Raw genomic sequence first — 13,472 nt, 5'->3', positions numbered from 1 at the left:
GGGCTCACGCCGAGAGCATCAGGTCCATGTTCTGCACGGCAGCCCCGGACGCGCCCTTGCCGAGATTGTCGAGCAGGGCGACCAGATTGACATGCGCGCCACCCGGTGTGCCGAAGACGAAGAGCTTCATCGTGTCCTGGCCCGCCAGTTCCTCGGCATCAATGCGCGGCAGCTTGGCGCTTTCGGCAAGCGGGACCACGCTGACGATGTCCTGGCCGGCATAATGGGCGACGAGTGCCGCATGGATGCTCTCGACCGTCGCGCCGCCGCCGAGATCCTCGAGGAAGAGTGGCACTTGAACGATCATGCCCTGCGGGAAACGTCCGACGGAAGGGGCAAAGAGCGGCGCACGGTCGAGCAGGCCATGGGTCTGCATTTCCGGCACATGCTTGTGCTTCATCGTCAGTCCGTAGAGGAAGTTGTTGGCGGCCAGATGCTCGGGATGGGTCTTGTCTTCCATCTGCGCGATCAGCTGCTTGCCACCGCCGGTATAGCCGGAGACGGCATTGACCGAGACCGGATAGCCGTCCGGCAGGATGCCGGCGGCGCGCAGCGGCCGGATGAGGCCGATTGCACCGGTCGGATAACAGCCGGGATTGGACACATAGCGCGCGCCTTCAATCTTCGCTTTTTGCGCCTTGTCCATTTCGGCAAAGCCATAGGCCCAGTCCGGATGCACCCGGAATGCCGTGGAGGCATCCAGCAGGCGGACATTGTTGTTCGCCGCCGTCATCTCATACGCCTGCTTCGACGCATCGTCGGGCAGGCAAAGGATGGCGATATCGGCGCTGTTCAGCATGTCCTCGCGCATCTTCTCGTTTCTGCGCTCCGCTTCCGGGATCGACAGCAGTTCAAGATCACGGCGATCGGCCAGGCGCGTGCGGATCTGCAGACCCGTTGTGCCGTGTTCGCCGTCGATGAAGATCTTCGCTGCCATTTCTTTTGTCCTGTCAGTGGTTTGGGTGAGAATGCGGAATCTGTTTGTGAATGTGGATGCGCAATGTGTCAGGCGCGTGTCGAAAGCTTTTCAGCGCGCAAGCCGAGCATATACATCGCAACCGTCGCACCGGCAATTGCGGTGATGTCGGCGTGGTCATAGGCGGGCGCCACCTCGACGATGTCCGAGCCCCTGATGTCGAGGGGCCCGAGCTTGCGCAGCACCGACAGCATCTTGGCCGAGGAGGGGCCGCCCGCGACCGGCGTGCCGGTTCCCGGCGCATAGGCCGGGTCCAGGCAGTCGATGTCGAAGGTCAGATAGGCGGGTGCTGTCCCGACATGCGCGAGGATGGCATCGGCAATCGCCTGCGCGCCCATGTCCTCGACCTCATAGCCTGGAATGATCTTGATGCCGAAATCCTCGGGCGCTTCGGTGCGGATGCCGATCTGGATCGATTTCTTCGGATCGATCACGCCTTCGCGCACAGCGCGGCAGACGAAGGAGCCGTGATCGATCCGCTGGCCGTCATCGTCCCAGGTGTCCTGATGCGCATCGAAATGCACCAGTGCCAGCGGTCCGTGTTTGGCCGCATGCGCTTTGAGGAGTGGCCAGGTCACGAAATGGTCGCCGCCAAGGCCGAGCAGATAGGCGCCGGAGGCAATGATCTTCGCGGCCTCCTGCTCGATAAGGGCAGGGGTCTTCTGATGATTGCCGTAGTCGAGCAGAACATCGCCGTAATCGATGACCGCCATCTGCTCGAAGAGGTCGCGCGCAAAGGGATATTGCGGGTCGTTGTCGAAGATGGCGGATGCACGGCGGATCGCCTGCGGCCCGAAACGGGCGCCGGGCCGGTTGGAGACGGCGGCGTCGAAGGGAATGCCGAGCACGACTGCGTCGACGTCGGTGAGGTCCTTGGAGTACTTGCGCCGCATGAAGGAGAGCACGCCGGCATAAGTCGGGTCGGTCGCAGCGCCACGGAGCGCCTTGGCGGTGAACGCGTTATCGATCGATTTGCTGGCCATCTTCTTCCCCTTCAGTCTTCTCTCTTGATGTCGTAGGCCCGCTCGACCTTTGCAACGATCACCCGATAGTCTTCATACCACCGTTCGCGCCCGAGTCTCTGGGCTGCGGCGTGAGAGACGACCGCTTTCCAGGCGAGGATGCTCGCCTCATCCAGCCAGTACGAGTTGGTAATCCCGAAACCGTCTGCCCCGCGCACGCTCTCCATGCCGAGATAGCCGGGCTGTTGTTCGGCGAGCGCGACCATGGCGTCGGCCATGGCGCCATAGCCGTGGTCGCCCGCTGTGCGCTGCGAGGAGAAGCAGACGACATAATAAGGAGGCTTGGGAAGTCTTGCGATTTCGGATGCCATGACGGTGCCGTTGATGTCGGGACGAGGATCAGGAATAAAAAAAAAGGCGGAGCCGAAGCCCCGCCTTGATTTCCGTTTCCGGCAATCCAGCGATTAACGCTTGGAGAACTGGAACGAACGACGGGCCTTGGCCTTGCCGTACTTCTTACGCTCGACAACGCGGCTGTCGCGGGTCAGGAAGCCACCCTTCTTCAGGACCGAGCGCAGGCCCGGTTCGAAGTAGGTGAGGGCCTTCGAGAGACCGTGACGAACGGCACCAGCCTGGCCGGAGAGGCCGCCACCGTGAACGGTCGCGACGATGTCGAACTGGCCATCACGGGCAGCTGCGACGATCGGCTGCTGCAGGATCATCTGCAGGACCGGACGGGCGAAGTAGGTGCGGAATTCGCGACCGTTGATGGTGATCTTGCCGGTGCCCGGCTTGACCCACACGCGGGCAACGGCGTTCTTGCGCTTGCCGGTGGCGTAGGAGCGACCCAGCGAGTCGACCTTGCGGACGTGAGCCGGAGCTGCGTCCTGTGCCGGGGCAAGGTCCTTCAGGGAAGAAAGATCGGCCATACTTAGGCGCTCCTTGTGTTCTTGGCGTTCAGCTTGGCAACGTCGAGAGCGACGGGCTGCTGAGCTTCATGCGGGTGGTTGGCGCCGGCGTAAACGCGCAGGTTCTTCATCTGGCGACGGCCAAGCGGACCGCGCGGGATCATGCGCTCAACGGCCTTCTCGAGAACGCGCTCCGGGAAGCGGCCTTCGATGATCTGGCGAGCCGTACGCTCCTTGATGCCGCCCGGATAACCGGTGTGCCAGTAGTACTTCTTGTCGGCATACTTCTTGCCGGTGAAGACGACCTTTTCGGCGTTGATGACGATGACGTTGTCGCCGTCGTCAACATGGGGGGTATAGGTGGCCTTGTGCTTGCCGCGCAGGTGCGTGGCGATGATGGTGGCGAGGCGGCCGACAACGAGCCCTTCGGCGTCGATGAGGATCCACTTCTTCTCCACCTCTGCAGGCTTCTGAACGAAGGTAGACATTGAGGTCTCTTTCCGTGTGATCCCGCAGTCCGGTGGACCGGAAACTGCAGGCGTTTCTTGTTGCTTGTTTCGCGCCTTTCCGGCGCAAAAAAGAAAGCGGTCCCGAAGGGCCGCATTCCGGGGAGGGGTATAGTCCTGTGGTGCAACCGCGTCAAGGTTGATGGGTTTGGCAGTCGTCGGAAATAAAAGAGCGGAATCAATTACTTGAATATGGGGTATTATTTTACCGCATCCGCGAGGGCGCGACTGGGGCCGGCTTGATGCGTGAAAGCGCTACCAGATAGAATTATTCCAGCCCTCGGACGAGATGGAACGGGTGTGCCAATAAACGCATCGCAACTCCTGATTTTGCTAATATTCGCATGAACATAATGAAAACATAAACCGAACGTAACGGCGGAGTGGCCAATCGGAGGAAACCATGTCGCTCGAACGCCGGATATCGCTCATCACGCTCGGCGTGGCAGACGTCGCCCGCAGCACCGAATTCTATGCCAGACTTGGTTGGAGCAAATCGTCGGCATCCAACGACAGCGTCACCTTCATCCAGCTGAAGGGAACCGTGCTCGGCCTCTTCTCCCGCACCAGCCTTGCAGAGGATGCGCATGTCGAGGACACCGCTGTCGGCTTCTCCGGCGTGACGCTGGCCTACAATGTCGCAAGCGAGATCGGCGTCGATGCTGTGGTGAAATTCGTCGTTTCCTGCGGTGCCCGACTGGTCAAGGCCCCGGAAAAGGTCTTCTGGGGTGGCTATTCCGGCTATGTGGCGGACCCCGATGGTCATCTCTGGGAAATCGCCTTCAATCCCTACTTCCCGCAGGATGAACATGGGCATGTCGTGCTGCCGGATTGATCTGCGGCATTTGATGGATTTCGATACCGACCGGTTAAGCGGCGTGCGTTAGGCTGTGATCGGGACAAGATGGACGGGTAAACCAGAGGCCTTCGCAGGCCGGGAGGAACGTCCATGAACCACGACACCTACCTGAACAGCTATCTTGCCGACATTCTCGCGACGGTTAAGAACGTCGCCGTCGTCGGAGCCTCGACCGACGACAAGCGGCCCAGCCATTGGATCTCAGGCTTCCTGCTGGGGAAGGGCTACCACGTCTTCCCGGTAAACCCGCTGCACCGCGGCGAGCGCATCCTCGGCCAGCGGGTTTATGGCACGCTCGCTGAAATCCCTGAGCCGATCCATCTCGTCGACATCTTCCGTCGTCCGGAACATCTGCCAGCCATTGTCGATGAGGTCCTGGCCATGAAGCCCTTGCCGGCAGCGATCTGGTGTCAGCTCGGCATCCGGGATGACGCCGCAGCGGCAAGAGCAGAAGCGGCCGGCATCAAGGTGGTGATGAACCGGGCGCTCGTCTCAGAATACCCTCTCGTCTACGAGCGCATGCATGCCCATTCGGCGCATGGCCATGCGGCCTGACGGAAAGGGATTGCCTCAGAAGCGGATCACCGGTTTGCCGAAGCCGAAGGGACGCGACTCGGGGTCGAAATCCTGGCAGTTCAGAACCGGGCAGCGTGGGGTGTCGCGCGTCGGCACATAAGCGCGTTCCGCATATTCGTGAGGATCGCACTGGGCAGTCCGGGTGACATAGCGATCGTAAAGCGTCATGCCCTTCACCCGTGTCGAGGGGTAGCGCAGGATCACGGCGCCTTCGCTGATGACGCGCTGGCGGACCTGGTCGCAGGTCAGCGTGGTTGAATTATAACGCGAAATCGCCATGGCCGGCTGGGCCAGCAGCGTTGCAGCGATGGTCATGATGGCAAAAGTGCTTGGGCGCATCTTGGTCCTCCTTCTGCGCGTTCGTTCAACGTCGGTCCGGGCCTTGCGGTTCCACCGCCTTGTTGCAGCCTGACCGCAACCCATTTACTCCTCATGCGACGACGAATGAGGAGAATGAGATGGCCGATCACGATTATTACAGCGCGGATGAGCTCAGGGCGATCCTCGGTTCGGTGAAGACCATCGCGCTTCTCGGCGCCTCGCCCAAGCCGGATCGACCGAGCTTTGGCGTCATGCGCTTTCTTCTGTCAAAGGGCTATACGGTCTATCCGGTCAATCCAGGGCAGGTCGGCAAGGAAATCCTCGGTCAGACCGTCTATGCGACCATGGCCGATATCCCCGAAACAATCGACATGATCGATGTCTTCCGGGCGCCGGAATATCTCGGGGAAGTGGTGGCCGAATCGCTCGCCCTGCCGAACCGTCCCAAGGTAATCTGGGGTCAACTCTCCGTACGCGACGACGAAGCCGTGAAGCCGGCGGAGGCGGCCGGCATCCAGGTGGTCATGGACCGCTGCCCGGCGATCGAGATACCGCGGCTCGGGCTCTGAAGCGTCAGGCCTCGATCAGCAGATCGGGATTGGCCCTCAAGGCATTCAGCGTGTCGGCATTGCCGCAGTATTCGACAAAGGTCCGCTCGGCCTTGCCCTGCTGCAGATGGTTGCGGCAGGTGTCCTTCGACGAGCACTGGGCGCAGGTGATCTGCATGTCGCGGAAGACGCGGCGCATGCGATACTCGACCTCGGCGGGATCGATGTTCAGAGCCCGCATCATCGCCGGCATTTCGTCGGCTGCATGCGGCCCGGCCTTCACCAGAGCCAGGAGCTGATGGCTGCTGAGGCCGCAATCCTCGGCCAGCGCCTCGACCTCGGCATCGGAAAGACCGGCAAGCATGTCGCTTTCGGTGGCGTGTTCGAAACCCTGGGCGAACCAGGAGAGGATTTGCTGCACGGTGTGGCGGACCGGATCGGCGATCGTGAGTGTCATGAGGCTCTCCTTTGACTGGGAAGGAGAATGCCAGCGCAGCACCAACCCGCATTGACCTCGATCAAGTAGAAAATTCCTCATGAGGGGCAGCAGTTTGGAATAATCCAGGCTGACATCGGTGGGCGACCGACTATGATCCCGCCGAAAGCCATCAAGGGAGGACCAAAAATGTCGGAGAAAAATCCGGGTTTCGCAACGCTTGCCATCCATGCCGGCGCCCAGCCGGACCCCACCACGGGGGCGCGCATCACGCCGATCTACCAGACCACGGCCTATGTCTTCAACGATAGCGACCATGCCGCAAACCTCTTTGCACTCAAGGAGTTCGGCAATATCTACACCCGCATCATGAACCCCACCCAGGGCGTTCTGGAGGAGCGAATTGCAGCTCTTGAAGGCGGCACGGCAGCCCTTGCGGTGGCCTCCGGTCACGCCGCACAGCTCCTGATCTTCCATACCCTGATGCAGCCGGGCGACAACTTCGTCGCGGCGAAGAAGCTCTATGGCGGCTCGATCAACCAGTTCGGCCATGCCTTCAAGAATTTCGGCTGGCAGGTCCGCTGGGCAGACCCTGCTGACCCCGAGAGCTTCGCAGCCCAGATCGATGACAAGACCAAGGCCGTCTACATCGAAAGCCTGGCCAATCCCGGCGGCACCTTTGTCGATATCGAAGCCATCGCCGACGTCGCCCATCGCCACGGTCTGCCGCTCATCGTCGACAACACCATGGCGAGCCCCTACCTGATCCGCCCGCTGGAACACGGCGCCGACATCATCGTGCATTCCGTCACCAAGTTCCTCGGCGGTCACGGAAATTCCATGGGCGGTGTCATCGTTGATGGCGGCACCTTCGACTGGTCGGCTAAGCCTGGCAAATATCCGATGCTGTCTGAGCCGCGCCCGGAGTATAACGGTGTCGTCCTGCACCAGACCTTCGGCAATTTCGCCTTCGCCATCGCTTGCCGTGTTCTCGGCCTGCGTGACCTCGGCCCCGCCATCGCCCCGATGAACGCATTCCTGCTCCTGACCGGCATCGAAACCCTGCCGCTGCGCATGCAGCGCCATTGCGACAACGCCATGAAGGTCGCGACCTGGCTGAAAAGCCACCCGAAGGTCGCCTGGGTCAATTATGCCGGTCTCGCCGACGATCCGAACAACGCTTTGCAGAAGCGCTATTCGCCGAAGGGCGCCGGATCCGTCTTCACCTTCGGCATCAAGGGCGGTCTTGAAGCCGGCAAGGCGCTGGTCGGTGGCTTGAAGCTTTTCTCGCATCTCGCCAATATCGGCGATACCCGGTCGCTGATCATCCATCCGGCGTCCACGACCCATGCGCAGCTCTCCGAAGCCCAGCAGATCGCCGCCGGTGCCGGACCTGACGTCGTTCGCCTGTCCATCGGCATCGAGGACGCCGAAGACATCATCGCCGATCTCGAGCAGGCGCTGGCCTCTGCCTGACAATCCAAAGGCGGCGCTGTACGGGCAGCGCCGCCCCTCATTTCGGAGAGCATCATGAGCCTTGTCTTGCCGATTGATCCCGCGACCGTCACGCCGGAGGAGGGCGCGCCGGCACCCGACCGCCTGATCTCGGGCGCCCCGCGTTTCACCACCTGGAACATCGAGGAAGCCGACGGCGGCCTCTATGCCGGTATCTGGCAGTCGACGCCCGGCAAGTGGCGGATCTCTTACGATGAATGGGAATATTTCCACATTCTCGAAGGCCACTCTGTCGTCACCGAGGATGGCGGCGAGCCTGTTCATTTGAAGGCCGGCGACCGCCTGATCCTCAGACCGGGCTTCAAGGGAACCTGGGAAGTCCTTGAAACGACTCGCAAGGACTATGTCATCAGGCTCTAGCTCGCAGCCTTCATTCGGGCCGCGATAGCCTCATGCTCGGCAATCATGGCCGCGTCTTCCGCCGAGACCTTCTGGATGCTCGCGCGATTGCCGATACGCTCCATGTAAGCCTGGAAGACCGGGCGCGCCTCGACGAGCCCGAACATCGTCGTCCAGCGCAACGCAATGCCCCAGAGCAGATCGGCTGCCGTGAAGCGCTCGCCGAGCAGGTAGGGGCCTGTTTTGAGCACTTCTTCCAGCATGTCGATCAGCGACTCGTAGCTCGCATAGGGCGTCTCGTTCATCGATCCCGGCTCGCGCTTCATGAAGCGATCGACGACCGCCGGTTCGAAGCAGCTGCCATAGATGAAAAGCCAGCGGAGATAAGCGCCGCGGTCCGGATCGGTCAGTGCAGGGGCAAGACCCGCTTCGGGAAAGAGATCGGCCAGATAGAGGTAGATCGCGCCTTGTTCGGTGATCAAGGTTTCTCCGACGCGCACCGCAGGCACCTTGCCGAGCGGATTGATCGCCAGATAGGCCGGTTGGCGCTGCTCGCCCGTCTTCATGTTCAGCACGTGCAGATCATAGGGCACCTTCAACTCCTCCAGCAGTACACGCGCACCGGTGGCGCGGGTCTGGGGCGAGTAGAAGAGGGTGATCTTATGGTCTTTGCTCATTGGAAGTCTCCCATTTTCAAATTGGATACGCCGTGTGGCGACGAAGGGAGAATGCGCCGGGATACCTGTCAGATTGTGTCAGGTTGGTTTAGCATGATGGTCGAAAGGGAGATTTTCCGATGCGGGCGAGCCGGCTCATCAACATCCTGACGACCCTGCAGGCGAAGGGGCTGGTGACCGCCGAGGCCTTGGCCGACGAAAACGACGTCTCGGTGCGCACCATCTATCGCGATATCGATGCGCTCACGCTTTCGGGCATCCCCGTCTACAGCGAACGCGGCTCCGATGGTGGCTACCGGCTGCTGGATGGCTATCGCGTGCGCCTGAATGGTCTCACCCCCGCCGAGGCCGAGGCTATGTTCCTATCCGGCATTCCCGGTGCCGCTGCCGATCTCGGCCTGGGCTCCCTGATGGCCGGCGCCCAGAAGAAGCTGACGGCCGCCCTGCCGGAAGATCTGCGCGAAAGCGCCCGGCGCATGCAGCAGAAGTTCCATCTCGATGCGCCCGCCTGGCTCGCCGAAGGGGAGCAGCCCGTCTACCTCCAGGCCATTGCCGACGCAGTGTGGAACTCCAAGCGCATCCGCATGCGTTATCGCTCTTGGACGGCGGAGAAGAGCAGGATTGTGGAACCGCTCGGCATCGTGATGAAAGGCGGCGCCTGGTATCTCGTGGCGCGGGTCAACGACACGCCGCGCACCTATCGCATTTCCCGTGTCCTCGACCTTGTTGTCACCGAAGAGCGCTTCGACTGGCCGAAAGATTTCGATCTCGCAGACTACTGGAACGAAAACACGCGTCGGCTCGAACTTGAGCTCTATCCGAACTGGGCGACCATTCGGCTCTCGCCTTGGGGCCTGAAGGAGATCGAACACATGCCGCCGCCCTATGTCCGCGCCCATCTCGAAGTCATCGGCGAACCCGATGAGCGTGGATGGCGTACGGCACGGCTGCCCGTGGCCGATGAGCGCATGGCCGTGTCCGAGATGCTGAAGCTCGGCACGGAGGTTGAGGTGATCGACCCGCCGGAACTGCGGCTCGCCATGCGGCGGGCGATCGAAGCCCTGATGGCGCGCTATGGCGAGCCATCTGACATCACCAGGTAAGGTCGAGCCGCTCCAGCCCGTGGAAGTGATAGACGTCCTTGACCTTGGGCGTCTCCGCGATCTTCAGGCCCGGCAAGCGCTTGAAGAGAAGCGGCAGCACGATGTTGAGCTCGAGCCTGGCGAGCGGGGCACCGATGCAGAAATGGATGCCGGCGCCGAAGGAGAGGTTGGCACCCTCATCGCGATCCGGCTTGAAGGTGAGCGGGTCCGAGAATTTCTGCGGATCGAGATTGGCAGCCGCCAGGATCATGCTCACCTTGTCGCCGCGCTCAAAGCTGACGCCATCGATCTCGCAGGGTTCCAGGCACCAGCGCTGGAAGATATGCACCGGCGCGCAGATCCGAAGCGTCTCCTCGACCGTCCGCTCCGTCGTCTTTTCGTCGGTAAACAGCGTTGCCGGATCGATCCCGCTGTCGAGGATCATCCGCACCGAATTGCCGATCTGGTGCACGGTCGCTTCATGCCCGGCATTCAAGAGCACGATGGTCGTCGAGATCAGCTCGTCCTCGGTGAGGAACTGCCCCTTGTGTTCGGTATGGATCATGTGGCTGAGCAGATCGTCGCGCGGTTCGGCGCGACGCTCGGCGATCACCGTCCGCACATAGTCCGCAAATTCCTTCGCTGAGCGGTCAGCGGCCTCTTCATCGGCGCGCGTCCGCTTGAACATATACATGCCGACATAGTCGTGGCTCCATTTCAGAAGCTGCGGCCCCATCTCTTCGGGGATCCCGATCATGCGGGCAATCATGGTCACTGGAATGATGTCGGCAAAGGTCGAGAGCAGCTCGGTCTTGCCATGCTTCTCGAAGCCGTCGATCAACCGGGTCGCGAGGTCTTCGATCTCACCCGTCATCTTCTCGACATGGCGTGAAACGAAGGCGCGGTTGACGAGCGTTCTCAGCCGGGTGTGCTCCGGCGGTTCGATTTCGAGCAGCGAATGTTCCTCGGCCTTGTCGAAATGACGCGTATGGGCGGCAGGCTCGGGCAGGCCGAGCTCCTCACGGGTTGCGACGTGCAGGATCTGCCGGCCGAAGCGGCGATCGCGCAAGAGCGCGTTCACATGGTCATAGCCTGTAAAGAACCACTGCTTCTGCTCTTCCCAGTAGAAGGTCGGACAGCTCGCATGCAGGGCCGCATAGGCGCGGTTCGGATCGCCAAAAAAGGCGGGGTCGCGGGCATCAAGGGAGACGCGTCGGGTGGCGGGGTCGATGGAGAGAAAGGGCAATGGTTGTGTCATGTGTTCTGTTTAGCCCTTGGCCGCTGTTCCGCAAGGGGAGTGGCGAGATCAGTGGTGGAGATCGTTGCCGACAGCGGCAATCCGCTTGAGGATCGCCACCTGCCGGTCGGCCTGATCGTCGATCGTTTCGGTGCGCACCGGTGGAACGGTGACGATGGTTGCGCCAGACTTGACCGATGTGCGGTTGCGCCCTTGCGCTTTGGCAGCATACAGCGCCGAATCGGCCTGGGCGGTCATCCGATCGAAATCGGCAGTGGCGCGCGGCGAAATAGCAATGCCGATGCTGGTTGTGACACGGATTGGGTCCTGGCCAGTCTCGATTTCCCGTTCGGCAAGCGCCATTCGCACGGTCTCGGCAAACAGAGCGGCATCTCTGGCCTCCTTGACCAGAAGCACGGCCGCAAATTCCTCGCCGCCGGTGCGGCCAAAAGCGGCTCTCTGCGGCAGAAGCGAGGAACAGACTGAGACAAATTCCAAGAGCACCTGATCGCCCACCTGGTGGCCGTGAACATCGTTGACCTGCTTGAAGTGATCGAGGTCGAAAACGACGAGCGCGATGACACCCGTCGGCGCTGTCGCCAGAAGAGTCTCATAGGCATCCAAAAACCCGCGCCGGTTAAGGGCGCCGGTCAGCGGGTCGCTGCGCACCAGCGCCTGCAACCGTTCTTCCGATCGATCCATCATCATCTTCGCCACCAGCGTCATCGCAATGACGAAGGAAACGAGCCCGACAATGCTGACGGCTATGGCAAGGGTCATCTCGTTGAAACTCTGTGGCATGATCCGTGTTGCTAGATAGGCGAAGGCCAGGCAAGCGCCAGCCTGCACGAACCACACGGCAGCCAGCATGGACCGATAGCGTTCCGTGCTGAAGTTGCCCTTCAGCGCGAGGATGCCAAGCACGACCAGTCCGGCCGCCGCCGCGACGTCATAGATTGCCATGCGATAGCCGAATTCCACCCGCAGCTCCGGCACAAGGTTGCCAACGATCCAGATCGCTGCCGGCAGGCCAACATAGAATGGCGTCTTGCGTCCATCGAAAGCACAAAGCGCTCTTCCCCAGCAGACGAAACCGCCCAGCGAAAGCACATTGCCGACCTGAATGGAGATAAGATCCGGAATCTGGTCGCGCAGTCCCACCATGCCGAGGCCTACCGCCTGCAGTCCAAAGCCGAGACCGAACCACAAAAAATGACGCTGGTCACGGGCGTGCAGCCAGATCGCTACCAGCAAAACCGCCAGCGTAGCCGCCTGGATCACCCAGAGCAGAAACGCAGTCTTCACGTCGATCACGGTGTAAATTCCTGAAATACATAGAACTGGCAATAAGACAGCTTCGCCCAGACTGGTTAACCAGTTCCTAGGAAACGATGGCGAGCAATCCGATCCTCAGCCGATTCCGGGCAGGGCTTACCCAAATTTCACCATGTTAGCGTTTTCTTGTGTATCTTTTCGTCACCTCGGCGATCAAGTCGCTCGAAATTGCCCCGTCGCGGCGTTTCTGTAGGCTTGCGTGCAATTTCGTGCATTAAGGATATCCCGTCCTCGTGTCTTGAATGTCTGGGTGCGGACACTCTATGTAGGGATTGACAACGATTACGTGATTCCCGCCACCGGACGTGCCGGGGAGAGGCTTGAAAAGGACCGTCATGAGAAATCCCGTTGATACCGCTCTCGCTCTGGTGCCGATGGTCGTCGAACAGACCAATCGTGGCGAGCGCTCCTACGACATCTTCTCCCGACTGCTGAAGGAGCGGATCATCTTCCTCACGGGTCCGGTCGAAGACACCATGGCCTCGCTGGTCTGCGCCCAGCTTCTCTTCCTCGAAGCCGAAAACCCGAAGAAGGAAATCGCGCTTTACATCAATTCGCCCGGCGGCGTCGTAACCTCCGGTATGGCGATCTACGACACCATGCAGTTCATCCGCCCGGCTGTGTCGACGCTCTGCATCGGTCAGGCCGCATCGATGGGTTCGCTGCTGCTCGCAGCCGGCGAGAAGGGCATGCGCTTTGCGACGCCGAACTCGCGGATCATGGTTCACCAGCCCTCCGGCGGCTTCCAGGGTCAGGCTTCCGACATCGAGCGCCATGCTCGTGACATCATTAAGATGAAGCGTCGCCTCAACGAGGTCTATGTGAAGCATACGGGCCGCACCTATGAAGAAGTCGAATCGACGCTGGATCGCGACCATTTCATGGAATTGAGCGAAGCCAAGGACTGGGGTCTTATCGACCGTATCCTGACCTCGCGCGCCGAAATCGAAGGTGCAGCACCTTCGACATGATGCAATGTCCCCGCCCGGGGATGTTTGCCAGACATGGCAGACGTGATCCGAAGCGGGGTTTCATCTCGGCGCAAAAGCGCTAATAGTTAGATTAAGGCTATGTTGAAGCTTTGTGACATAGTCTGCCGAGACTGGGAGTTTTCGTTGCCGCCGCTCCGACATGGGTCGGGACGGCTAGTAGCTCCGGATCGGAAGAGGTTTCCACCAAAGGCGGCGGTGGTAAC

The 13,472-nt window shown here is 61.0% G+C and carries 17 protein-coding genes; 7 read left to right on the top strand and 10 right to left on the bottom strand.

Annotation, left to right across the window (positions count from 1 at the left end; genetic code table 11):
- Positions 1-4: 4 nt before the first annotated feature.
- The 5 genes from argC to rplM form a co-directional block, all read right to left on the bottom strand.
- The gene (gene argC, locus AC1PUL_RS10100) at positions 5-937 is read right to left on the bottom strand and encodes an N-acetyl-gamma-glutamyl-phosphate reductase (protein ID WP_480468197.1); all 933 of its coding nucleotides are present in this window, start codon (positions 935-937) and stop codon (positions 5-7) included.
- Between the two features lie 68 nt (positions 938-1,005).
- On the bottom strand, positions 1,006-1,959 hold the full coding sequence (gene speB, locus AC1PUL_RS10095; protein ID WP_480468195.1) for an agmatinase: 954 nt from the start codon (positions 1,957-1,959) through the stop codon (positions 1,006-1,008).
- An 11-nt stretch (positions 1,960-1,970) separates the two neighbouring features.
- Positions 1,971-2,309, bottom strand: coding sequence for an antibiotic biosynthesis monooxygenase family protein (locus tag AC1PUL_RS10090; protein WP_298462337.1), 339 nt, complete (start codon positions 2,307-2,309; stop codon positions 1,971-1,973).
- 93 nt (positions 2,310-2,402) lie between these two features.
- Entirely contained in the window at positions 2,403-2,867 is a 465-nt protein-coding gene (gene rpsI, locus AC1PUL_RS10085) for a 30S ribosomal protein S9 (RefSeq protein WP_113378149.1), read from the bottom strand.
- A gap of 2 nt (positions 2,868-2,869) precedes the next feature.
- Positions 2,870-3,334 (bottom strand): 50S ribosomal protein L13, encoded by a 465-nt coding sequence (gene rplM / locus AC1PUL_RS10080; RefSeq protein ID WP_166602091.1) that lies wholly within the window; start codon positions 3,332-3,334, stop codon positions 2,870-2,872.
- A 421-nt stretch (positions 3,335-3,755) separates the two neighbouring features.
- Between rplM and AC1PUL_RS10075 the strand changes: the two genes are divergently transcribed.
- On the top strand, positions 3,756-4,187 hold the full coding sequence (locus tag AC1PUL_RS10075; RefSeq protein ID WP_480468193.1) for a VOC family protein: 432 nt from the start codon (positions 3,756-3,758) through the stop codon (positions 4,185-4,187).
- Between the two features lie 114 nt (positions 4,188-4,301).
- Entirely contained in the window at positions 4,302-4,766 is a 465-nt protein-coding gene (locus AC1PUL_RS10070; RefSeq protein ID WP_480468192.1) for a CoA-binding protein, read from the top strand.
- Between the two features lie 15 nt (positions 4,767-4,781).
- Here AC1PUL_RS10070 and AC1PUL_RS10065 read toward each other — a convergent pair whose 3' ends face one another.
- A complete protein-coding gene (locus tag AC1PUL_RS10065) occupies positions 4,782-5,126 on the bottom strand; it encodes a hypothetical protein (RefSeq protein ID WP_480468190.1) in 345 nt (114 codons plus the stop codon).
- Between the two features lie 119 nt (positions 5,127-5,245).
- Here AC1PUL_RS10065 and AC1PUL_RS10060 point away from each other — a divergent pair, with 119 nt between their 5' ends.
- Positions 5,246-5,677, top strand: a complete 432-nt coding sequence (locus AC1PUL_RS10060; RefSeq protein WP_480468188.1) for a CoA-binding protein — start codon at positions 5,246-5,248, stop codon at positions 5,675-5,677.
- Positions 5,678-5,681: 4 nt separating this feature from the next.
- On the opposite strand, the gene AC1PUL_RS10055 is transcribed toward AC1PUL_RS10060, so the two are convergent.
- Entirely contained in the window at positions 5,682-6,113 is a 432-nt protein-coding gene (locus AC1PUL_RS10055; protein WP_480468186.1) for a DUF6455 family protein, read from the bottom strand.
- Between the two features lie 168 nt (positions 6,114-6,281).
- Here AC1PUL_RS10055 and AC1PUL_RS10050 point away from each other — a divergent pair, with 168 nt between their 5' ends.
- Together AC1PUL_RS10050 and AC1PUL_RS10045 are read left to right on the top strand one after the other, a co-directional pair.
- Positions 6,282-7,568 (top strand): O-acetylhomoserine aminocarboxypropyltransferase, encoded by a 1,287-nt coding sequence (locus tag AC1PUL_RS10050; protein ID WP_480468184.1) that lies wholly within the window; start codon positions 6,282-6,284, stop codon positions 7,566-7,568.
- A 54-nt stretch (positions 7,569-7,622) separates the two neighbouring features.
- Positions 7,623-7,967 carry a cupin domain-containing protein gene (locus tag AC1PUL_RS10045; protein WP_480468182.1) on the top strand — a complete coding sequence of 115 codons (345 nt, stop codon included), beginning with the start codon at positions 7,623-7,625 and terminating at the stop codon, positions 7,965-7,967.
- On the opposite strand, the gene AC1PUL_RS10040 is transcribed toward AC1PUL_RS10045, so the two are convergent.
- On the bottom strand, positions 7,964-8,623 hold the full coding sequence (locus AC1PUL_RS10040) for a glutathione S-transferase family protein (protein WP_480468180.1): 660 nt from the start codon (positions 8,621-8,623) through the stop codon (positions 7,964-7,966). The two genes, AC1PUL_RS10045 and AC1PUL_RS10040, sit on opposite strands and share 4 nt — an antisense overlap.
- Before the next feature lie 119 nt (positions 8,624-8,742).
- On the opposite strand from AC1PUL_RS10040, the gene AC1PUL_RS10035 reads away from it, so the two are divergent.
- A complete protein-coding gene (locus AC1PUL_RS10035; protein WP_480468179.1) occupies positions 8,743-9,726 on the top strand; it encodes a helix-turn-helix transcriptional regulator in 984 nt (327 codons plus the stop codon).
- Here the strand turns inward: AC1PUL_RS10035 and AC1PUL_RS10030 are convergent.
- Together AC1PUL_RS10030 and AC1PUL_RS10025 are read right to left on the bottom strand one after the other, a co-directional pair.
- Positions 9,716-10,963 (bottom strand): cytochrome P450, encoded by a 1,248-nt coding sequence (locus AC1PUL_RS10030; protein WP_480468177.1) that lies wholly within the window; start codon positions 10,961-10,963, stop codon positions 9,716-9,718. The genes AC1PUL_RS10035 and AC1PUL_RS10030 overlap by 11 nt on opposite strands.
- Positions 10,964-11,011: 48 nt before the next feature.
- Positions 11,012-12,256 (bottom strand): GGDEF domain-containing protein, encoded by a 1,245-nt coding sequence (locus AC1PUL_RS10025; protein WP_480468175.1) that lies wholly within the window; start codon positions 12,254-12,256, stop codon positions 11,012-11,014.
- A 356-nt stretch (positions 12,257-12,612) separates the two neighbouring features.
- On the opposite strand from AC1PUL_RS10025, the gene AC1PUL_RS10020 reads away from it, so the two are divergent.
- On the top strand, positions 12,613-13,248 hold the full coding sequence (locus AC1PUL_RS10020) for an ATP-dependent Clp protease proteolytic subunit (protein WP_480468173.1): 636 nt from the start codon (positions 12,613-12,615) through the stop codon (positions 13,246-13,248).
- The last annotated feature ends 224 nt before the right edge of the window (positions 13,249-13,472 follow it).

The organism is Rhizobium sp. P43 (assembly GCF_056730705.1).
The sequence above is the reverse complement of the archived record's forward strand: the minus strand, read 5'-3'. Positions and strand labels throughout refer to the sequence as shown.